The 22312-nt window shown below is 40.3% G+C and carries 20 protein-coding genes; 7 read left to right on the plus strand and 13 right to left on the minus strand.

What is annotated here, in order from left to right; all coding sequences use genetic code 11:
- Positions 1-28: 28 nt before the first annotated feature.
- From NPUN_RS05695 to NPUN_RS05705, 3 genes are all read left to right on the plus strand, one after another.
- Entirely contained in the window at positions 29-2209 is a 2181-nt protein-coding gene (locus NPUN_RS05695) for a CHASE2 domain-containing serine/threonine-protein kinase (protein ID WP_012407865.1), read from the plus strand.
- 700 nt (positions 2210-2909) lie between these two features.
- Positions 2910-3128 carry a hypothetical protein gene (locus tag NPUN_RS05700; RefSeq protein ID WP_012407866.1) on the plus strand — a complete coding sequence of 73 codons (219 nt, stop codon included), beginning with the start codon at positions 2910-2912 and terminating at the stop codon, positions 3126-3128.
- A gap of 372 nt (positions 3129-3500) precedes the next feature.
- Positions 3501-4229 (plus strand): hypothetical protein, encoded by a 729-nt coding sequence (locus NPUN_RS05705; protein ID WP_012407867.1) that lies wholly within the window; start codon positions 3501-3503, stop codon positions 4227-4229.
- A gap of 63 nt (positions 4230-4292) precedes the next feature.
- Here the strand turns inward: NPUN_RS05705 and NPUN_RS05710 are convergent, their stop codons facing one another.
- The 5 genes from NPUN_RS05710 to NPUN_RS05730 form a co-directional block, all read right to left on the minus strand.
- Positions 4293-5066 (minus strand): MGMT family protein, encoded by a 774-nt coding sequence (locus tag NPUN_RS05710; protein WP_012407868.1) that lies wholly within the window; start codon positions 5064-5066, stop codon positions 4293-4295.
- A gap of 30 nt (positions 5067-5096) precedes the next feature.
- On the minus strand, positions 5097-5756 hold the full coding sequence (locus NPUN_RS05715; RefSeq protein ID WP_012407869.1) for a PAP/fibrillin family protein: 660 nt from the start codon (positions 5754-5756) through the stop codon (positions 5097-5099).
- Positions 5757-5844: 88 nt separating this feature from the next.
- Positions 5845-6552 carry a ribose-5-phosphate isomerase RpiA gene (gene rpiA / locus NPUN_RS05720; protein ID WP_012407870.1) on the minus strand — a complete coding sequence of 236 codons (708 nt, stop codon included), beginning with the start codon at positions 6550-6552 and terminating at the stop codon, positions 5845-5847.
- 535 nt (positions 6553-7087) lie between these two features.
- Positions 7088-9208 carry a pentapeptide repeat-containing protein gene (locus NPUN_RS05725; RefSeq protein ID WP_012407872.1) on the minus strand — a complete coding sequence of 707 codons (2121 nt, stop codon included), beginning with the start codon at positions 9206-9208 and terminating at the stop codon, positions 7088-7090.
- A 682-nt stretch (positions 9209-9890) separates the two neighbouring features.
- Positions 9891-10205 carry a hypothetical protein gene (locus NPUN_RS05730; RefSeq protein WP_012407873.1) on the minus strand — a complete coding sequence of 105 codons (315 nt, stop codon included), beginning with the start codon at positions 10203-10205 and terminating at the stop codon, positions 9891-9893.
- Positions 10206-10719: 514 nt separating this feature from the next.
- Between NPUN_RS05730 and NPUN_RS05735 the strand changes: the two genes are divergently transcribed.
- Positions 10720-11394, plus strand: a complete 675-nt coding sequence (locus NPUN_RS05735) for an S-layer homology domain-containing protein (protein WP_167315579.1) — start codon at positions 10720-10722, stop codon at positions 11392-11394.
- A 33-nt stretch (positions 11395-11427) separates the two neighbouring features.
- On the opposite strand, the gene NPUN_RS05740 is transcribed toward NPUN_RS05735, so the two are convergent.
- Positions 11428-12762 (minus strand): hypothetical protein, encoded by a 1335-nt coding sequence (locus tag NPUN_RS05740; protein ID WP_012407875.1) that lies wholly within the window; start codon positions 12760-12762, stop codon positions 11428-11430.
- A 430-nt stretch (positions 12763-13192) separates the two neighbouring features.
- Between NPUN_RS05740 and NPUN_RS05745 the strand changes: the two genes are divergently transcribed.
- Complete coding sequence (locus NPUN_RS05745; RefSeq protein WP_012407876.1) at positions 13193-13813, plus strand: CP12 domain-containing protein; 621 nt, start codon at positions 13193-13195, stop codon at positions 13811-13813.
- Between the two features lie 162 nt (positions 13814-13975).
- Here the strand turns inward: NPUN_RS05745 and NPUN_RS05750 are convergent, their stop codons facing one another.
- From NPUN_RS05750 to NPUN_RS05770, 5 genes are all read right to left on the minus strand, one after another.
- Positions 13976-15091 carry an LptF/LptG family permease gene (locus NPUN_RS05750; RefSeq protein WP_041565217.1) on the minus strand — a complete coding sequence of 372 codons (1116 nt, stop codon included), beginning with the start codon at positions 15089-15091 and terminating at the stop codon, positions 13976-13978.
- Between the two features lie 346 nt (positions 15092-15437).
- Positions 15438-16166, minus strand: coding sequence for an LPS export ABC transporter ATP-binding protein (lptB, locus tag NPUN_RS05755; protein ID WP_012407878.1), 729 nt, complete (start codon positions 16164-16166; stop codon positions 15438-15440).
- Positions 16167-16196: 30 nt separating this feature from the next.
- Complete coding sequence (locus NPUN_RS05760) at positions 16197-16703, minus strand: LptA/OstA family protein (protein ID WP_012407879.1); 507 nt, start codon at positions 16701-16703, stop codon at positions 16197-16199.
- 233 nt (positions 16704-16936) lie between these two features.
- Entirely contained in the window at positions 16937-17329 is a 393-nt protein-coding gene (locus NPUN_RS05765) for a DUF309 domain-containing protein (protein ID WP_012407880.1), read from the minus strand.
- Positions 17326-17691, minus strand: a complete 366-nt coding sequence (locus tag NPUN_RS05770; protein WP_041565931.1) for a ferredoxin thioredoxin reductase catalytic beta subunit — start codon at positions 17689-17691, stop codon at positions 17326-17328. The genes NPUN_RS05765 and NPUN_RS05770 overlap by 4 nt, the downstream gene beginning before the upstream one ends.
- Positions 17692-18164: 473 nt before the next feature.
- On the opposite strand from NPUN_RS05770, the gene NPUN_RS05775 reads away from it, so the two are divergent.
- A complete protein-coding gene (locus NPUN_RS05775) occupies positions 18165-18824 on the plus strand; it encodes a hypothetical protein (RefSeq protein WP_012407882.1) in 660 nt (219 codons plus the stop codon).
- A 149-nt stretch (positions 18825-18973) separates the two neighbouring features.
- Here the strand turns inward: NPUN_RS05775 and NPUN_RS05780 are convergent, their stop codons facing one another.
- Entirely contained in the window at positions 18974-20158 is a 1185-nt protein-coding gene (locus NPUN_RS05780; protein ID WP_012407883.1) for a DUF58 domain-containing protein, read from the minus strand.
- Positions 20159-20194: 36 nt separating this feature from the next.
- Here NPUN_RS05780 and NPUN_RS41590 point away from each other — a divergent pair, with 36 nt between their 5' ends.
- Complete coding sequence (locus NPUN_RS41590; RefSeq protein WP_167315580.1) at positions 20195-20416, plus strand: hypothetical protein; 222 nt, start codon at positions 20195-20197, stop codon at positions 20414-20416.
- A 203-nt stretch (positions 20417-20619) separates the two neighbouring features.
- Here the strand turns inward: NPUN_RS41590 and NPUN_RS05785 are convergent, their stop codons facing one another.
- A complete protein-coding gene (locus NPUN_RS05785; RefSeq protein WP_012407884.1) occupies positions 20620-22050 on the minus strand; it encodes an esterase-like activity of phytase family protein in 1431 nt (476 codons plus the stop codon).
- Between the last annotated feature and the right edge of the window lie 262 nt (positions 22051-22312).

Consider the following 22312-nt stretch of genomic DNA (forward strand, 5'->3'; position numbering starts at 1 on the left):
TATTTTAAAATAAAACTTACCTAGAGAAATGGTTACAAACTTAAAAAGTTTATTTAGACAGCCAGTTATTCTTTCAAGTGCGATCGCTACAATTTTACTACTAGGCATTCAAAAACTTGGGGTTTTCGAACCTCTAGAAATGAAGGTCTACGACCAAATGATGCAATTACGTGGCGACCCAGGCCCAGACTCTCGTCTATTAATTGTTGCTTTAACTGAAAAAGATATTCAAAAATGGAATTGGCCCCTATCTGGCGAACTTCTAGAGCGACTATTGGGCAAACTTGAAGCTTATGAACCGCGAGCCATTGGTCTAGATATTTTCCGTGACTTACCTGTACAACCTGGTCATGAAAAACTACTGCAACGCTTACAACAGAGCGATATCATCATTCCTATCTGTAAACATTCTGGTTCTAACAATCCGGGAATAGCAGCCCCAAAGGGGATTGAAGCAGAGCGAGTAGGATTTAATGATGTAGTAGAAGATACTGACGCGACAATTCGTCGCAACCTATTATTGGTAAGTGCAGAAGAGTCCGATTCCTGTCAAAGTACTTATTCTTTTAGCTTGCAATTAGCACTTAAATACTTAGAAGTTGGAGGTATCCAGCTAAAATTTACCCCCAAAAAAGAACTACAACTACGAGATACTGTATTTAAACCCCTACAAAGCAACGCTGGCGGTTATCAGAAAGCGGATACAAATGGATACCAAATTTTGCTTAACTACCATTCTGGTCATCAGATTGCCCAGAAAGTAACTATTACAGAAATACTTGAAAATCAAGTTAAACCAGATTTGGTGAAAGACCGCATCGTTTTAATTGGTTCAACAGCCAATAGTTTAAATGATATTTTTAACACGCCATTTGCTACTGGTAAGTCAGATAATTCCGGGAAAATGGCAGGAATTGAAATTCATGCCCATAGCGTTAGTCAAATTCTCAGTGCTGTTCTTAACAAACAGCCATTATTTTGGTTTCTACCTGAATGGGGGAAAGTCCTGTGGATATGGGGATGGACTGTAGTTGGTGGGTTGCTGGTATCGCGGATTCAACATCCACTAGGCTTAGGACTGGCAGGAGCAACAGCCCTTGCAGTCTTATTTGGAAGCAATTTTGTCATTTTTACCCAAGCTGGATGGTTCCCTGTAATACCTCCGACTTTGGGGTTAGTATTTACCGCCGGGAGTGTTCTTGCTTATAGTGCTTATAAAACGAAACAAGAGCAACAAGAAATTACCCAACGGGTTCAAGAACACCAACAATTAATTGTGGAATTGCAAGGTCTTTTACGGCAGCGCGGCGATGCCTCAAATGAAGCACCAACTGTAATTGCTGATTCCATCGGGCAAGAAATTTCATTAGGAACTCTACTAAACAATCGCTACAAAATTACTCAAGGCTTGGGTTCTGGAGGATTTAGCAATACTTATTTAGCTGATGATATCCAGCGTCCTGGTAATCCGCAGTGTGTGGTTAAACAGTTGCGTCCCCCCCGCCAAGATGCAGAATATTTAAATGTCGTCAGACGATTATTTGACGCTGAAGCACAAATTTTAGAAACCTTGGGTAAGCATCCACAAATCCCTCAACTGCTAGCTTTTTTTGAAGAAAATCGGCAATTTTCTCTAGTGCAAGAATTTGTTCGAGGGCACGCTATGGACAAAGAAGTAACCTCAGGAAAGCGACTAAAACAAGCTGAAGTTGTGGAAATGCTTAAAGAAGTTTTACACGTACTTGTTTTTGTTCACAGCTATGGTGTAATCCATCGAGATATCAAACCTAGTAACTTGATTAGACGAGAATCAGATCAACACATTGTTTTAATTGACTTTGGCGCTGTTAAGCAAATTCATCCTCAGCAGCAAGAAGCTCAGACTATTTCAATTGGTACGCCTGGTTATGCACCTTCTGAGCAAATGAGCGGTTTGCCAAAACTCAACAGCGATATTTATGCGTTGGGAATTATGGGAATTCAAGGTTTAACTGGGGTAGATCCTAGAGAATTTCGCAGAGATATAAATACTGGTGAAATAATTATTCAAGGTGAAGCTGATGGCAATCAACAGACTTGGCAACATTGGCGCGAACTAACTGACGCTACAAACGAGTTAGTTATTATTTTAAATAGAATGGCGCATTTCGATTTTACTCAACGATATCAGTCAGCAGCAGAGGTTCTCAAAGCTCTCGAAAGTCCTTAGTAATATGTTATGTAGCGTTTCCTAAGCAACTGAGGTAGACCTAAATTTTTTTTACCAAGCTTAGTAACTTTGAAAACATACCCCACTAGGGGAGTAACGCGAGAAAGTGAGATCATCGTGAAAAGAGCAAGGGAGCAGGGGGAGTAAAGGGAAAATTTTAGTATTTTTTACAAGGGTTATAGCCCTAAATACACTTGTTTCTTTTCCTCCCCCTGCCTACAAGTCACTGACAGCGCTGCATAAACCTTGAGATTATCTCAGTTAAATACATATCTGTTCAAGTTTATCCTGAACTTTACTCTCGATATATTAACCAACACAGCATCAGCGATGAAACTCTTTCCTTCGCTTAATTTTGTACATATTGTTAGTTCTAGTGTCTTACGTAGAATCGCTCGGACTCAAATAGGCACTCATAACAAGATTTGCACATCAATCAACTCTCATACTTTACGCAGCCATTCCACAAGTATCAATTACCTTAAACCCTTTGATACTGCTGTTATTGCTTATCACATGATGGGTCTTAGTAACTTTGAATGATCTTTTACAGTTCTTGCACTCCATTAGCTCATCCTAATGGGTGAGGAATAAATCAACCGATCGGGTAATCTGAATGCAGGAAGTTAAGACAGATAAAAAATAAGACTCTATTACCTAAGAAAACTAATTACACTTCACTTTAACTAAATAGAACCTTATGAAACTTTCTATCTTGATAGATTCTGTACTCATTGTTACTTCGATTGCTTTATTGCCTGGGATGGGTGGCGCTCAAATAGTTACTCACAATAGTGGCGAACCTATAGCTGTCAACTCTAACAATCTACCCACTCATTCTACAAACGTCAGCTACCCCATACCTTTTAATGTTGCATTTCTAGCTCATCAAGGAGGAAAAGCTTCTGTTTCCCCCTAATTATCATTCTATTACCAAAAATTACTTTAACCCTTCCAACCTTGGAGGGGTTTTTAGTTGGTGGTTGCTTTTGGTGTCGTCCCCTTTCGCCAATGCACCTTTTCATATTTCTCCCAGAGGAAAGTGCGATCGCACCATGTACAGTACGTTTATTCCTATAATGCTTGTATAGCAACACTTTCGGCTATGTTACAAACCCTCTGATTACCCTGCTCCCACTGTAGCGCAGCCTCTTACACTCCCAGAAAAAAGGAGCGGGTAATAAATTATTTACTGTTCTATCAAATTAACGTTGTTAAGTTACTCAGCAGGTGTAGTTCTCACCTCCAGGCTGTGTTAAATATTGTGACGCGAAACAGGAGTATAGATACGTTGCTAAAGCTTTCTCCAGAATCTCCTCTATTTTTTGTCTTAATTATTATTAGTTTTTTAATAGTAACTTTGTCAACTTGGTTATCATCTAAACCATTTATTTTAAAACCATTTGGGTTGAATGATATTATCCAAATACTCACCTTACAGTTATTTATCTCTTTATTATTAGAGCGTTCTTTAGAAGTTTTTATAACTACTTGGCGTGGCCCATTTGTTGAACAATTAGATATTAGTATTCAGCAAGAAAAGGCTCTTATATCCGAGAAGCTAAGACTTATGGAAGTCCAACAACAACAGTTTCCTTCTATGGAATCAAATCAAACCATTGGGCTACCACCTGAAGGAATGAGTTTAGAACAGCAAATTATCCAGAATTTTACCCAAAGCCAACAGGAATCATTAAAAATATTCAAGCCACAAATGGATAATTTAAATGAAAAAGAGCGCCAAAAAACAGCTTATAAATCTGATACACGAGTAATTGCTCTATGGACATCCCTTTTATTTGGACTTTTAATGAGCGCAATAGGTATTCGCTCAATTGAACCACTTGTAGTTCTTGATTTCGATAATCCAATCCAAGTAATTATTTTCCGTTGTTTAGATGCGTTACTGACAGGAGGTTTAATTGCGGGAGGTAGCGAGGGAATTCATAAGCTCATAAAAGTTTTCATTGACTTTATGGAAGCCACATCTAAACAAATAAAAAATCAAGGATTATCTTGATACAAGGAATCATTTTATTTTTAATAATACCGGAGAATCCTGCAATTACTATAACAATATCTATTATAAATATATGTTGCAATCTTCCCATGAATAGTTATTAATATTTACATAACTTTTATTTAAGTTTTTAACTACATCTGCGTCTGCTAAAACCTTAACTCCTTCAGTTTTCAACTTATCTTTTTGTTGGTTCACATAAGTTATTAAATAACCCTTGTAGTCTAATATTCTATGTACTGGATAATTAGTAGCTGAGGTTTTTTTCAGATAGGTAGGAATAACTCTTAGATAACTATTATCAACTCCTATAGCTTTAATTATCTGTTTATATGTAACTACTTTCCCACTGGGAATTTTGATGATAAAATCTAGAAATCGTTCATAAGGATTTTCAGGTAATGCTGGAAATTTATGAGCTTGAACCTGAAATTTACTACTAACTTGAATTTGACCTGATTTAGTAACTACGCCTAAAATTCCTCTTTTACCCTTGATGCTCTTGAATGATTCTACTAAGTGGGCTATTCGCTTACACGGTTCGCAGTAAAAAGTTAGACGAATTGCCGCACCACTTTCAAAAGTTAGCAGAGATCCAGGAATAAATTTATTAAATCCTATACCTGTAACCACAATATTTTCTCGCAATTGTCCTGGTTGAATTGATAAGTCTAAAATATCTTCATACCTAACAATTAAAACTTGCCTGGGACTTATCGAATCGGCATTAATATCTTCTTCTATACCATGACCTAACTTTAAATTTAATGTTTTAAGCTCTACCATCGCAGAAGCTGGTTTTACCTTAGTGAAAAGATGAGTTATTGAGAGAGCCATATTTATTCTGCGGCGCGATCACTTTTAAACTTAGGAGTTGAAATCAGGTAAATCATCGGATTTACTAAGAATGAATAAACTTGCATCTCCTCCACGTCCAATTCTTAAGGTTTCATCTAAATAAGTAATGTCTAACGTCGCAGTCCTGCTAGTAGGATTATTAGCTGAGACAACCTTAAATGGGTTGAGTTGAGGAGTATTAATACCAACAATTTGTTCAATCGATAGGTAGCGTTTGTCAAAATAAACGTTGAGGCGTTTGTTAGGTAGAGGTTCTAAATCTTCTTTGGCTAGCTCAAAGCTAGCTGTCACTTTAACATATCCTGATACTATTCCTAGAGGATGTTTAACCTTAGCTAGATTGAAAAACAATTTATTTGCAACATCAATTACTTGATAAACTTTACCCAGCTTTAAGCCCAATGGGAGAGAAGCTAAAGACCGGATTTCTCTGGCAGTGGAGTATTGCAGTTGCCAAGCTCCGTCTAACAAATGAGTCGCGTTAATCAGAGGATTAAGATTCGGATTGACGCTCTCTAGTTCCGTCGTCAATTCTTCAATTTCTTCGGCTAAGGTTTTGTCTAGCTTCAAATCGGTAACAGGAGAGCCATCGCTTTTAGCTTGAATCTGCTCAAGCTTGGCTTGTAATTTTTCTTTAAGCAAGACGTGGTCCAAGTTGCGATCGCACATTTTAAATTAGTGTTTGGATGAACTGAACCTGCTGCTTAATTTTGGATTTTAGAGACATCTAAAATCTAAAATCCAAAATCTATAACTCTTACAGTTGCCGCACTAATGGCTGACCATCTTTGACTTCACCAATCAAAACTAAATCGACACAGTTAACAAAAATACCATTCTCCAGAACACCGGGAATGTTATTCAATGTTTTTTCTAGGCTGACTGGATCTTCAATAGAGTCAAATCTGACATCTAAGACAAAGTTACCTTGGTCAGTGATCACTGGGCCAGCTTTTTTGACACCCATGCGGAGTTCGGGTTTCCCACCGAGTTTTTTAATGGCATTGGTTACAGGAGTAATTGCCATTGGAATCACTTCCACGGGTACAGCAAAACTAGAACCCAAGCGATCTACTAATTTACCACTATCTACCACGACGATAAACTGTTCTGCCAGGTAGTCTACGACTTTCTCGCGGGTATGTGCTGCACCACCGCCTTTAATCAAATTCTTCTGCGGATCAACTTCATCTGCCCCATCAATGGCAATATCGATGTGGTCAATAGAATCCAAGGTAGCAAGAGGGACACCATACTGTTTCGCCAGCACTTCTGATTGAAACGAGGTAGGTATGCCAATGATATCTTTGAGTTCACCAGACTTGAGGCGATCGCCTAAAAACTGAATCGTATATGCTGTAGTTGACCCCGTACCCAACCCGACGATAGAACCCGATTTTACTAGGGCGGCAGCGGCTTTGCCAACTTCTTGCTTCATCAACTTTACGGGATCTGTTCCTGTCATTCTCAAAACTCCTGAAAAACTGACTATAGTCCATAGTAGTGGGCAGATAACATCAAAAGATGAAAGGTAAAAAACAAGTTTTTGCTAATTTCTGCTTCTTTTATTAGTAACTTGTAAAAAATAAAACATCAAATTGCCCGGAATAGAGGAGATTGCTCATGTCGAAAGATGGTATATTAATATACTATAGCTATACCAAAGCCCCAGCATACCGATCTTACCTTCGAGAAACTTGTCGCTGAGATCGCCCCAGAAGTGGCAAATACCTTGAGATTAGAGCAATTAGAAGCCATCAAAAGGGGTTTTAACTCTCGTGTTTTGACTCGTCATTCTTTAGACATAAAAGTTTCAGTACCAATTCCAGGATTAAGGTTTTATCGGGACTTAAATAAAATAGGAGAGCAGAAAATAGTATAGTGCTATCTCAGCATAGCTTTCACGTTGAAAAAAGCTGATGAAAGAAACCACCCCCGCAGCCATGCCTCCGTGCTTTGAAATCAGAGTTTTCTGGTAGCTGCTGACTCATAATTCAGTTCTACAATCCCAACAGGTGAGAACCAGCAGCAACACCTAACCAAGTTGCAACTTTTACAATAATCGGCTTGGCTATTGTCCAGACTTTCTGACCAGCTTCCACGCCTTTACTCGTTTTATCAAGTGTTTCTGCCACAGTTCCCAAACGCTCTAATGCTCGTTGCTTATTTGGTTCTTCTTTGTCCGTTGCTTTCTTAGCTGCACTCAAGTCTTCAATTACTTCTTCTTTGGTGTCTGCTGGTAATTCTGCCCCTTTAATTAAAGTTTCCAGTTGAGCCAGTAATTTGACAACATCTTCTTTAGTGAGCGATTCAGTAGCATCTGCACCCACTTGATTTTGTTGAGTTACTTGATTGTTGTCACCCAAGACAGCTCGATCATTGTCTCCTTGCACTGCGCGGTTGTTATCACCTTGAACGTTGTGGACATTGCCGCCAACTGAACCACCAATTGAAAATCCACCAGGGTTATTTGTCATAGTATCTACCTCTTCTACTTGAATATTTGAATAAAAACTAGGACGCTCCAGCGCCGTCATTACCATATTTTCTAATCTGCGGATTTGATTATCTTTTTCTGCTAAAAGTAATTTAATTTCTCGCTCTGGTAAACCTTTTATCTCATTGTAAGTGTCAAAATATTCAGCACTCAGTTCAGATTTATCAGCCGTCGCTGCGGTTTTGGCACGAAGTAAAAACTTATCCTGTCCCCGTTTCTCCATTGCCACAATTTCAAGTTCAGCATCAGGGTGATTCTGGGCTAATCGCTTAAAAGAAATTGCAATAGCACGAGGGTCAACGCCTTGGTTGTGGTAGAGGTCTAGGGTGTCGAAAATTGGTTGAATGAAATCACCAAACTCCCCCGGAGCAAACACTTCTTTATAATTATCTGGTTTGCGAAATGGGTCAGGGTTTTCTTTTGTGGGGAGACGCATATAAACGTATTCACACCGTACCCCATCAAATTTGGTATCGCTGGTGATTCCCCAATCTTCGATGTATGCACCTGTGAGAGTAGCACCTGTGAAATCAGTTCCGTCTAGTTGTGTTTGTACTAATTTCGCCCTTGATAAATCTGTGTCCTGTAAGTTGGCTAGACTTAAGTCTGCACCAATAAAACTTGCATCTACTAAATTCGCTCCTTGTAAATTTATCCCTCGTAAGTCTTGACGATCAAAGTTTTGCTCTCTTCCTTGACCCGTAACTAATACTTTTATTAATTTTGCTTGCTCTAAGTACGTTGAATCGGAGCGAACTTGGTCTAGTTTCTTGGCATTATGAAAACGAGTACGGGTTAGATTGGCTTTTCTGAAATCTGTATTTTTGAGAGTTGCACCAGTAAAGTCAGCATCAGTTAAATCAGCACCAGAAAATCTTGTGCCACTTATAGTAGTAAAAGCGATGGCTATTGAGTGCAGCCAAGCTAATTGTGGCATTCCCATTATGGCTTGCTGACTAGCATAGATGCTGATTGAAACTCCGATAGCAGAGGAAAATGCTACTTTAAATACAATTAGATGAGGCTGACCTAAAATCAAAGGTATAACTGTAGAAACAACCCAAGCTATAAAACCTGCTCCTATGAGAATCCAAAAATAATATTTGGTCAAAATTATTACTGAAGTAAATATTATAGCCCCAGTTATGCCTACAGTAAATAACCAAAGTAAATTACCAGCAAAAGCTGCGGCTGCTTCATAATATTGAAAGTAAATTAGAGTAATACAACTAAATACAGCCAGAAAAACTATAGTGATTAAAGCTTTATTTAATCCTTGATAAATTGCTACTATTAAAAAAATTGTTAACAAGATAGGATTGATGAATAATATTAAGTATTGACCAATTAGGTGAGAGGCAGGCAAGAGCTTACTACCTGCGAAAACAGCAACTACTCCTGCGGTAAATAGTGATAATGCTCCTATCAAGAACAAAGTGATTAATAAAATTAACAGCCAATGGTTTTGCAATCCAGCTTTTGCCTGAAAAAAGTTGGCATTTCTCAAGTTGGCATCTGTAAAATCTGCTCCTCTGATATCCGCACCCTTAAAATTAGCTCCCGTCAGGTTTTGACCTTTAAATGAACGACCTTGGAGATTTTGACCGATATGTTCCAATTGCATCAACAAAACCCTTGATGATTAAAGATTGCAACATTCAACTTCAGTTTTGTCTTCAGACCAAAATATTCTCAACAAGAATGTTAATAGGCAAGTTTGATGAAATGACAAGGGTGAAGGGGCCATTTCACGTCAAAAAATAGATTATATAAATATCATTACTGGACAAGTTAATAAATCAACAGTAATCAGATTGTTTTTGGCAAACAAAGAAAAATATAAGATTTAAATAGTATGCAAATAAATCTTTGAACAACCTTTGTTTTAGTAAATTCTCTTAAAAGCTAAGAGATTATTCATATATCTAAAGGAGGGAAATTGATAAATTATTAATACTTCTTATGGCAAGTTAATTATGACTGAGGACATAATTTATGTCCTAATATCGTAGGTCAAGCCTCAGCTACTAGTATCAGGAAGTTAAAAGATTCGGCCGCTTTTTTAAAATAATCAAATGATGACCTGAGCCGCCAGAGAGTCAAGTGAGTTTCGGCAATGAACGTTATGTGGGCTTGGCTAATTTATTATTGGTGTCTCTGCCGTGACTGTCCGCGATGCCGTAACCATGCCGTAGGCTGCAACCTATACAGGGTAGGGATTGCCGTGATTACTGCCTCTTTCTGTAGACACTCACTAAAGCCAGTTTTATATACCTCTTGCTCACCACGGCATTACGGCAATCCTTTCACCAACCAGGTAGGGAGTAGCTATTATTGCCATCAGAATTTATCTTCTGAGCCTTAACTAATTCAGCTAACCCATCAATTAATTCTGATTCTGAATAACCAGATAACCTGTCAGCTTTCTTCAAATCGCGTAATGTTTTTGGCGTTTTATTCTTAACATTCTGGAAGTATTCATAAATCTTTTTAGCCACCTCAGATAATGGTTTGGGATCTAGATTGTGACCAGCAGTTAAATTAAATTCCAGGTTAAATACTCTATCTAGATATTCCTGCTCCGAAGCAATCGGCTTGACTTGATCGGATAATTTGGGCATTAGACTCTTTTTATCTCTGACTTGGTATTCTTTTAGTCCTAACCCTGTTTTGTCACTCTCGGAAAAAAATAATCTCAGCCTGATTCTAAGACTTTGATTTCATCAAGGTTTGAAGCTTTATTTTCTAACAGAAACTAAAATTTATAGACAAAACGTGGAAATCAAAGCCCTGTAACCGTTTGGGCGATTGGATTCTCCCACTTCTGACAAAAGAGGGCTAACCATCCTTTGGCTTCTCGGTAAAAAACTTCTACCCAATTTCTTTGAGAATATGTACTTGGATTAACGATAAATCAGAATGTGAACACACCAGTAGGGTCTGGAATGATGGGAAGTGCTGGGATGCTGAACACAGTCCTAATTTTTAAAGCTACCCTCTCGTAGCTACGCAACATTGCCCAGCCTAAATTCGTCACTAGCTGAGTTACAGGTTATTAAGAACACCAAATTTTGGGTTAACCTCAGTAACGTAGTTTTTTTAAATTCACGTTAGTAGCTAAAAGTGGTTATGGTGATGCGTCAACTTTCAATTACTCTATCTTTAGTAGCACTACTACAAAATTTACCAGCAATTGCTCAAGTGCCAGAAACGACTTCTGGAATCTCATCTGATTCTATTCAACAGGTAATTGCTGCTAAATGGATGACAAACTTTTCTGATGGCAAGTTTTATCCAGAAAGGTTAGTGAGCAGGGCAGAATTAGCGTCGATTATGGTCAAAGCATTTGGGCTAAATAAAAGAGAAGCTGTTAACAAAGCAAATTTAACGATTCCAGATGTCCCTCGTTCTTATTGGGCATTTAATGATATACAGACAGTCTTAAAAACTGACATCATGAAAGGCTATCGGGGTAATGAGTTTTTCCCTAATCAAAAGGTGACAAAGGCGGAGGCTCTTGCTATTTTCGCTCAAGCTTATGGTGTATTTCAGTTTCCTGATGAGGCTGTTAATGAGATTCTGGCTTCACATCCAGATGAAAAGTCTATCCCAACTTGGGCTAGAAAAGCGATCGCTACAGTAGCTACAGAAGGATTTCTCAATACAGATGCTCAAGGAAATATTTCTCCATTAAAACCCGTTACCCGTGGAGATATGGCTTATGTATTGAGTAAGTATTTACAACGACAACAGCGACAACCCGAAACACCAGAAGTTCCGATTATTCAAAATAGCCCACAATCACCTTAGTTAGACTTATCTAGTTAAGCGACCTGCTGACAATCAGTTTTGACCTGGACTTCTATACTTGTCTCGAAGCTGGCGAAGATATAAGGAATTGGATTGTGTTGGTTGTTGCTGCACATAATTCCCATAATTCTGTGGTGATTGCGTCGGCTGCTGCAAGCCATAATTTCCATAATTAGATTGTGGTAGTTGCGCCGGCTGCTGCAAGCCATAATTCGCATATCCCATAGAGTTTGTGGGAGTGACAACACCTTGACTCGGAATCTGGTTAGAGTAAGGTGCAATATTACTTGGTATGCCAGAGCTGGCTGGGGGCATTCCTGGTGCTACATTAGGTACTACCTGACCGTTATTTAAATTATTGTAGGGATTTTGCTGCAAGTTCGTATAACCTGCACCAGTATTTAACCCATTATTAGGTAATACCTGACCGTTATTTAAATTATTGTAGGGATTTTGCTGCAAGTTCGTATAACCTGCACCAGTATTTAACCCATTATTAGGTAATAACTGACCGTTATTTAAGTTACTGTAGGGATTTTGCTGCAAGTTCCTACCCGTTGACGTGTAGCCTGTCCCAGTAGTTAACCCAGTACTTGGTAGAGAATTCTGACTGGATAAGCTATTCATGGGTGGCATTAACGTTGTTCCTGGCTCAGAGGCTCGGCCCAAGGCATTTGTCTGAGTTACAGTAGTACCATTAAAGCCAGACAGCTTCTGATTTGTGGATTGATTGAGTATTGCTTGCAGAGGGCTGACGGAGGCAGAATTTTGATTCTTATTGGTTTGATTCGTGAATCCAATTCCCAGGTTAGAGGATGTCTGTTCCCCCTCTGTTGGTTCAGATGCCCCAGTTAAAGTTTTGATACCTAGAAACTGATTATTATTATCAACCGTCCCAGTCCGTAATAAATTTTCGGTTTGTACGACAAAAGGATTTTTCACGACGGGGGGGGTGTCGCCATTAACGCCTAAAGTAGGATTTAATTTGGCATCAGCAGCAGACTTTTGTTTTTTAATTACATCCTCTAATAAACTTTTGCTGTTTTTTGCCTCAGTTTTTTCCTTGGGAGTATTTGCCGTTAATGAGAGAGTTGCTTGCTCAAAGTCATTAAATAAAACTGGCAGGTTATCAATATCGGCTGCAATGGCTCTGTTTTCTGCTGACAGTGAGGAATCAGCAGGGGTTTGTGAAGTAACTTTGTTTTTTTGCTTATAAACGAAAATATCTGGATTTGACCAGTATTCCCAGGTTAATAGCCCCACTACAGATAAAAAAATTGCAGTTACCCAAAAGCCAGGTCGCCCTAGATTCCATAACCTGGCTCTGAGATAGCGTAAGTAGGCGGGAGGATAATGACGATGTGGCATGGGATTGGTAATTGAAATTTACTCGAAATCGGGAAAACTTGACGGAAGCTGAAGGCGCTGCTGTTTAATGCTTTTGCTTTCCTTAACAGGAAATATCTCAACTAAAGTTGGATCGTGATTTTATCCTAACTTCTCCATCAGTTATTAGTCATTACCAATAGATATGTAACAGTCAAAAATTTACTTTTTAGCGGCTGGAGTCCTTTGGCAAGATTTTCTAGAAAGTTATGGCAATTTATGGTTGGTTTTTGGGCATTGGTCACATTGGATAACATCACGAGTTGACAGTTGCTCTAAGTTTATTGTTGTAGCTGGACAAAAGTTCGACTTTTTTACTTTCTAGTTAGCAAACTGTACGCTGCAATGCTTCGATATATACGCCTCTGAGGGCGCTGTGCCGCACCGTACTATTAACCAGGAGACTACAGCAATGATGAAAGCTGAAGATATCATGACCAAAGATGTAGTTACCATTCGCGGTTCAGCGACTGTTGCTGAAGCAGTGGTGCTGATGAAGGAAAAAAAATTGCGGGCGCTAGTTGTAGATATTCGCCATGAGAACGATGCTTATGGCATTGTCACAGAAACAGATATTGTCTATAAGGTAACAGCCTACGGTAAAGATCCAAAGCAAGTGTGGGTTTACGAGATTATGAGCAAGCCCTGCATTGTGGTAAATCCTGATTTGGGTGTGGAATATGTAGCACGGTTATTTGCTAACACTGGTATTCATCGGGCACCTGTGATTCAAGGCAAGCTGTTGGGTATCATCTCGATTACCGACATTTTGACCAAAAGCGACTTTGTGGAAGCGCCAAAAGCGCTACTGCTGGAGGAGAGAATTCAAAAAGCAATTGAACAGTCTCGCGCTATTTGCACTGAACAAGGTGCTTATTCTAAAGCCTGTGCAGCCGCTTGGGATGAGGTAGAAGAACTCCAGGCAGAAGCTGCTCATCAGAAAGCTGAGGGGATGGTATCAGCTAAAGTCTCTTTTGAAGAATATTGCAAGGAAAACCCAAATGCACCGGAATGCCGAAATTATCATCCGTAATTGAAGTGTGAGGATGAAGAGAATTGGGGCATTGAACATGAAGAAGAGACAAGGGAGACAAGGAAGAGGGGGGAGACAAGAGAGAGACTTGTTCAATAATTCCCCCTTGTCCCCCTTGTCCCCCTGTCTTCCTTGTCTTCCTGCCTCCCCTGCTTTTTGAATTTAGCGTTTGGCAACTCGTATCAAGAGGAATAGACCTATTCCCAAGAAAAGAAAGTTGGGCAACCAAGCCCCCATAAAGGGAGAGAGGGCACCTGCTTGCGCGATCGCACCACTAATAAAGAAAATTAAGTAGTACGAAAAAATAACTACAACGCTAATCCCAAAGCTGGTACCTCTTCCAGTTCTCTGGGGTATGCTTCCCATCGCTGCACCTACCAAGCCAAAAACCACGCATACAAAAGGTAAGGAGATTTTTTGTTGAATCCGCACTTCGAGTTTACGAATTTTTTGGCGATCGCCACCAAGATATTCCACTTGTAGTTGATCTAGTGCTTCAGAAATATTCATCTCACCATAGTCTCGGCTTTTTTCTGCCAAACTTAATGGCGTGCGCGGTAGTTGCAATTGTTGGTGTTCAAATCTGACGATGTTGCGGTATGAGCGATCGGCTGCAACAAAATAGATCGTACCGTTGTAAAAATCCCAAATATTTTGAGAAGGATTCCACTGGGCAGATTCTGATACTACAATTTGATTCAGATTTTTGGTGGAACGGTCTATAATCGTCAAACCTGTCATCCGCTTACCATCAAACTGATCGGCGTAAAACAAGCGTGTCAATATCCTATTCTTAGAGCCATCCGGTTGTATAACATCCTGGTATTCAGGATAGAAAATATTTTGCTGTTTAAAAGCTGGCTTATCTGATTTCAGGGCTTTATCCAGAGTTACTCCCGCTTGGTAATTTGCTGCTGGTGCAATTTGTTCGTTGAATACAAATGTCATTCCTGTGACTACAAGACTCAACATCACAGCAGTTAGCACTATGCGATAGACGCTCACTCCACAACCACGCAGGGCAATTAGTTCGCTCTCGCTAGAAAGACGACTGTAGGTCATCAAAGTAGCTAGTAGCGTAGACATGGGAAAGGCTAAAACTATAAAGTTGGGAAACTTTAGCAAAAAAACCTGAATGGCAATGTCTATCGGTAGCCCAGATTCTACGATTTTTCTAACTAGATCGAATACAGCATCAATGGTGACACCAAGTGATGAAAAAGCTCCGACACCAAAGAAAAACGGCGCGATCAATTCGCTGGTAAGGTAACGATCCATGATCGTAAAAGGTAGCAGCGAACCGAGATTGTAGGAAGGCGTAAACTTCTTTGATATCATAAAAAATTTGAACAGTTAAATATTGACAACCCTGGTGAAGGCAGAAGGCAGGGGGCAGGAGGCAGGAGGCAGGAGGCAGGGGGTAGAAGTAAAATAGTCTTCATAATTTGGTTTTGAAGTCTAAGTTCTTTACCTCTGTTAATTGCAAACTGCTTTATCTACTGAATTTAGTATCAAAATTTAATTCTCAATGACTGATAAAGCAGAATCAAATAAATTAATAAATTTATAATTAAAATTAAATATAAAAATAGCCTTTTAAATTATTAACTAAATAATTATGAATTCAGGCTTGAAAATTATCCCCTAAATAATATTGCCGCACGAGGGGATTGCTGTAGAGTTCGTCAGCACCGCCAAAAGCGAGGATTTGTCCCTCGCGCATAATGTAGGCGCGATCGGTGATAGCAAGGGTTTCGCGGACATTATGATCTGTAATTAAGATTCCCATACCGCGATCGCGCAGTTGAGCGACAATTTGCTGAATTTCTGAGACTGCGATCGGATCGACTCCCGCAAATGGTTCATCCAAAAGTAAAAATTTTGGTCCTTCTTGTCCAGCCGCTAAAGACCTTGCTAATTCCGTCCGCCGTCGCTCACCACCAGAAAGTTGAATTCCTTTACTATTAGCTAATTTTTCCAGCCGAAACTCCCGCAGTAAAGTTGTGAGTCGTCTTGACCATTCCCGTCGTGGCACATTCGTTTGCTCCAGCACCAATAGAATATTATCTTGTACCGAGAGTTGGCGGAAAACACTTGGTTCTTGCGCTAGATAGCCAACACCCAATCGTGCCCTTTTATGCATTGGCATTCCTGTAACATCTAGATTACCCAGCCAAACTTTTCCTTGATTGGGTTTTTCTAAACCTGTGGCAATGTAAAAAGTCGTCGTTTTACCAGCCCCATTGGGGCCTAGTAAACCAACGATTTCGCCCTGACCAACAGAAAGATTGACACGATTGACAATTACTCGCTTGCCGTAAGATTTGTGAATATTCTCTAAAACAATTTTCACGCTAGAAGCACCCTTTCTTGGTGGTAAATGCTAATTAGAAGGCTTCAAAGGTGGTGTTTGTGGCACAGATGGGGCGGGTGTCGCAGTTTGTCCACTATTATTTGATTCCTCGATCATGTAGATAGACTCTACCTGACGGTTGGATTGGGGTAAAGCAACAAATCGCCCTTCATCAATTAAATACGTTACCTTCTCTGCCCGGATACTGTTACCGCCCTGTTGCAAAATATAGACGTTGCCACTGAAATCAATTCGGCGTTCCTTACTAAAGTACTGTGCTTGGGCAGATGTTGCCTGAAGCTGACGAGAAGGATACAACATTTGCACGTTGCCGCGAGCGGTGATTACTTGATTTTTGGCATCATATTCTTGCACATCAGCGCGGATAGTGAGGGGACGATTGTCTTTAGATGTTTGTGCAGTAGCGGTTTGCAGTTGGGTAGGAAAGGCAAAAGTGCCCAATAGTGCAACTGGCAACATTAAAGCTAATCCAAAGCGACGGAATTGTGACATGGGCAATTGATAGCAGGGCATCATAGCAATTGGGGATTCAGGATTTCAGCTTGCATTCTAATTATCTCAAGTACTTTATCCAGATTATGAAATATACAATCTGGAGTGATTTCCGATAACTACTGGCTGAAATAGTGACGCTACCCCTAACCTCAAGGTTTCAGCTAATTAACATCTGAGTGAAAATGACGCAGGCACAATTTATGAATTGTGCCTACCAAGGATTTCGGACAACGCATAATTAATTTACCAGATGTCTAATCAGTAGACAGCAAAATTTTAGGCAAAGATAAGACCTTATTTTCACCAATATCACCAGATATAATCTTATCTGGCCCTATTTGTTGTAATGTCGTCAACAATGCTGCGCTCTGACTCAATAGCTCATCTACATCAACGCCCCCGTAACTAGATGGGTAACGCCGTAGGCGATTGCCGCCTTCTCCCAGTAAAATAACTGCACCTCGCCAGTTTCGATTTTCCAAATGATACAGTGCCACAGAAATTTGGAGAATGCCTTGATAAAAGGTTTTCTCTGGTTCACTGGCTTCAATCCATAAAGCCTCTAAAGTGTCATGACAGGCGTAGAACTGGCCAGAATTGAACTGTTCTACGCCTTGCCAAAACTCTTGGGGGATGGTTTCGCTCATCCCATACTGTCTCGGACTTCTTTAATTGTTTCCAGAGAGATGTCTTGTTTTTCTCCAGCAAACTCGTTGTCAGGGGTGAGGAACAACATACAATGGCACTCTTTGCGTTCTCTCATTGGCACACAAGGACAGTTCCAATATGTGGCATGGACTTCAGCCTCTTTATCTTCGTAATGGCGACAGGGACATAAAGGCGCACCTAGTTCGTCTTTATGTTTGGCTAGTCCTTCAATCACAACTGCCGTAACAGAAGGTTCAGAACAGAAGTATGTTCCAGTACGCTTGGCGTATTGTTCGGAAAAATGCCGCATTGCCTCTAGGCTTTTATCGCTGGATTTTGTGTTATGTTCTGATGTGATCATGTCGCTCATAATTTAAATATTTCTTTGCATTGTACCTCAGTCGCACTAAGGGATTACTGGGTGTATTTCCCCAACCTTAACCTTTCAAATTGTTTTACCTTTGTTCAAGGGCTGATATGTCCGGTGTGCTGGGATCGGGCAAAATCTAGGAAATCATAGAAGTTTAACTTCTAAGCTAATCAAAATTCAAGTTGCATCTTGAGGCAGAATTTAAAAGTCAAGAGGTTGATTTATTCTCATCAGTAAACGATACTTTGACGCGTCTATGGGGAGATGCCAAGCGCGATCCTTATGTCAGGCTTTGTTTATTTATACATTAGTGCATTAGTACTGAATTCTCTTCATTATAACTTTATGAGATGAGACTTTATGAAATAACTAAGTAATAACACTAGTTTTTTTTTGAATTAGTGTATATTCTGAAAGGTCTGATAAAAAAGTACAAACTTATCAAGAGTTACAACTACTACCACATGAGTATTTCAACTATTGCGAAAAAGTTATCGACAGCTGTGATCGCAGCAACAGCCATTGTTTTGGGAATAGGAACAGTAGCAGAGGCAACTGTTTTAACATTTGATGATATAGCGCCTATTTCAGGTTATGATCGGATTCCTAACGGTTACGGTGGATTTAATTGGGACAATTTTGGCTACCTAAATGGCTCGGATACTGCTCTCTCACTTACAGGCTATGACAATGGCAGTGTGTCAGGAGACTATGTGAGTTTTAATGAATATGGAGACCCTGCCCTAGTAAGTGATGGTATTTTTGACTTCAACAGTGCTTACCTCACAGCTGCTTGGAATGATGGTCTTTCGGTGACTGTAGAAGGTTTTAAGAGCGGCGCAACCCTGTATTCAAAGACTGTGGTTGTAGATACGAAACAGCCAACTTTAGTTAATTTTGATTATTTTGGTGTTGATGAATTAAGGTTTACGTCATTTGGTGGAGTTGAACCAGATTATCTTAGAAGCAAGGGTGGTCCTGGGACACAGTTTACGCTAGATAACTTTACCTTTAATGAAAAAGTTACATCTGTTCCCGAACCTACATTGCTACCAGCGATACTGTCAATAGCTACTGTAAGCGCTGGTTCAGTATTAAAACGTAAACAGTTAAAGCAAAGTTAACTCAAGCCTTGCACTTTGCCCGAACAACTAGAAGTCGTGGCTACACAAACAAAGTTTACCTCTGTGGACTAAAAGTTTTCCAATCTGTAAAGCTAGGCTTTGTTTGTATAGCCCTTCTATAGCATGTGTTTTTTTGCCGAAGGTATTAATTAATACGATTTTAATGTTTTTTGTAGCTGGGGTTGTAGTGCGCGTAGGCGTAGCCCGTCGGAGACATCGCTTTGCAAAACTATACCAGGATGTTCCCAATTGATTACTTCTTGTTCTGCTGGTGCGGAAATATTTGGCCACAAAACCCAGCGACTGCCTTGAGGAAGAGTAGTAAGGCTCAGGGGGTTTTGAGTCAGCCAAATCAAAGGGTAGCTTTTAGGAACTACTGAACTGGCATCTTCTAAGGCTCTGGTTGCTGCTAAGGTTTCTAGAACATAGGCATCGCCTTTGATTAAATTTGTTGATGCTGTCCACAGTTGCACCTGTAATTGCTGTTGATGTGCATAAAAGTACAGCGATGCTGCGGCAATTACTGCTTGCTCAAAGTTTTCTTCTTCCCAATTGCTAGCACTGTCAAGGGCAATAACTATTTCTTGTCCACCTGTTACCATTTCTAACTCCCGCACCCTTAATTCACCATAGCGGGCACTAGTCCGCCAGTGAATCAGACGGGTGGGATCTCCGATACGGTAAGGACGCAGCGATCGCACCAGCCCTGTTGTAGCTGTCTGCAATGGTCTACCGCGAGGATCGCCCCTTTTGCTCTCTTCTTGCCCCATTTCATCTATTAGGGGACAGGTAGCCAAGGGTAACACTGTGGGATAAACGATCGCTGTGGCAGCACAATCACGCTGACGGCGACACCAGAACAATCCCAAAGGCGCACCAGAACCTAGTTCGACTGTCTGCCAGCGATAAACACCCCGGCGCTGAGTCGGATAGTAATATACCCAACGATAACTACCCCGGCTAGGAATTGTTTCGATTGCCTTTTGTACTGGTTTCCCTAAGACGAAGGGCAGTATATCTTCAACTTGCAATAAGCTTACAGGCTGCTGTGTCTGATTGCAGATTTCTAATTCCACCGTTAGATCGTCACCGGCTGATACTGGTTGCATGGGACGGCGGGTGATGGATAGACCTGTGAGCGATCGCGGCGGTAAGATAGCTGCTACACCCAAAAGGGCAAAACTAATACCGCTAATGGCATACAGCCAACCAGCCATCGTATTGATACCTGCTCCAAAAAAACAAATAGCGGTTACTGCTAGCACCCAACCGCCATAAGTAGGGGCACAAGCGCGGATTTCTAACCAATTGGTGATGGGTTTGATGATTTTCATGTTTCTTTTTTAACCCAACACCACCCTAAATTCACAGTGTCTCAGGGATATGCCGAAAAAGCTTTTAGTCGGATTCCTCAAAAAGAGATGGAAAGTTACAACGACCACTTACAAGCCGTAGAATTTCGATACCATCATCTAATACTCTGTACAAAACGATATAGCCTTACAAGGATATACCTCGGAGGTCTGGACGAGTTTTTGCGTAACTTTTATCACTGTTTGGAAAGGCAACAAGCTGTTGGCACTTACGGTTGAATTCACTGAAAAATCAATACGGTTCAGTTAGTGCCAAAAACCTTAAACTGCGTAGGTTGGGGAGCCACTGCGCCCTTGCGGTTTCCCGACTTGAAGCATCCTACCTTCTGTCTCATACTTTCTGACTTTTTCGGTAGCTATTAGAGCGGGCACTTTGCCTACTCTAACAGTTTTTAATAATTAAATATCAACCGAACTGAATATCAATCTTCCCCTTTGATATCCTGGGGCACGAAACCTGGTAGGTCAGTAGTGTCAACAGCGAAGACGAAAAATTTGTTTGGGTTGTCAATACCCGGCGCTATAGTACCAACGAAGTCGTTGTCATTGGCGATAAATAACGTATGCTTTTTCACACGGTTGATAACCACATCTTCTCCGAAGGCTAAACCTTCAAGCTTGGCAGGAATGTCTTCTTCTTTGAAGCCGTTTTGAGTTAGCGCAGTCACCACATCAAGGAACAGGGTCTTGCTGACCGCCTTGCCAACAAGGTTGATTTCCCCGGTGATATTGCTTACTTCTTGAGCATTCGTCAGATCGATCCGATATATTTTCTTGAAGGCAGCCTTTGAGCCATCGCCAAACCCCTTGCCATCGCGTTCATCTACTAAGAATTCGCGATCGCTGATTGCCAAAATCTCGCTGACGGTGGGATATTTTGGTTTAGCTAAGGTGCCAATATTATCTAGCTGATAAGCGTATTCCTGGGTGGCACCTGTTTCTATGTCAATCTTGACGATTCTGGTATAAGCACCATTAGTACCACCGTCTTGGAGCAGTGGACTTTGCAAAATACCAACCAAAGTCTTACCGTTGGGAGTAATTGCAAGACCTTCCATGCCTTTGTTAGCAACCCTACCAGACGTGTTACCAGTGATTTCTGTATCACTAACGGGACTTAAGTTGCTAACTGCAAACTTGCTAGGTAGGTTAAAGACCCTAATCCGCTTACCTATATTGCGGTTAAATTGATATACATAAGGGCCATATTCATCCGAGATAAATATCTCCTTACCATTATTGGATACACGCACCCCTTCAGGGTCAAAACGGGCATTGTTTGGATATGTCGAGATTTGAGTGGGGTTGAAGTTGTCTGAGCGTCCAGTGAAATAGTTTTTATTCTTGGTATTCAAAGCTGGGACACCACTGCCTAAACCCAATCCCGCACCATTACCGTAGTAAAGAGGCTCATTGCTGAATAGCAGAGTCGTGTCAACTAAGGAAGGGGTTAGGGTAAAGGGTAACGCTGAACCAAGTTTGTTTGGTTCAAGTTTCACTTTGATAGTTTGGAAGCGGTTGATATAAGATGCTGTGTCACTGACAGCGCTGTTGTATGACAGGGCATTTGGGCCTCGGTCTGGAATAGCGATAAAGGTGTTACAGCCAGCATAGGCCAATCCCGACCCTAGACCACCCAAGAGGTTTCCCGGAACGCCGTTTTCAAGGGGAGCAGATGTTTTGTTGGAGCGATCGCTAATGTTACCATCTAGACTCCCAATTGCAATTAATTTAACCTCTGCATTGGCAGCAGGAGCCACAGCAAATAACCCCAACAAGGACAAAATGAGAATTTTGTTGAGCATATCAGTTTTATATTCTAAAAGACAGTATTTATTGAAGAATATTGTCATTTTTTTTACTTTGTTATTATCTATGTTTAATAGTTAAGCAAAGATTAAGCTTAGATTAACTAAAGATTATCAAAGCCTAAATAAAAATCCTCAGTAGTAGTATTTTCAATCTGCTAGCGAGAGAGAAAAACTATATAAATTAACGGTAACTAAAGAGAAAATAAGGAGTTTAAAAAACTTAACTAAATAAAATTACTACTACCAAAACATAACCAAAATTTACTGATGTCTTAACTATTAACTATCAATATTTTTACTTGAT

This window comes from Nostoc punctiforme PCC 73102 (assembly GCF_000020025.1).
Taxonomy (GTDB): Bacteria; Cyanobacteriota; Cyanobacteriia; order Cyanobacteriales; family Nostocaceae; genus Nostoc; species Nostoc punctiforme.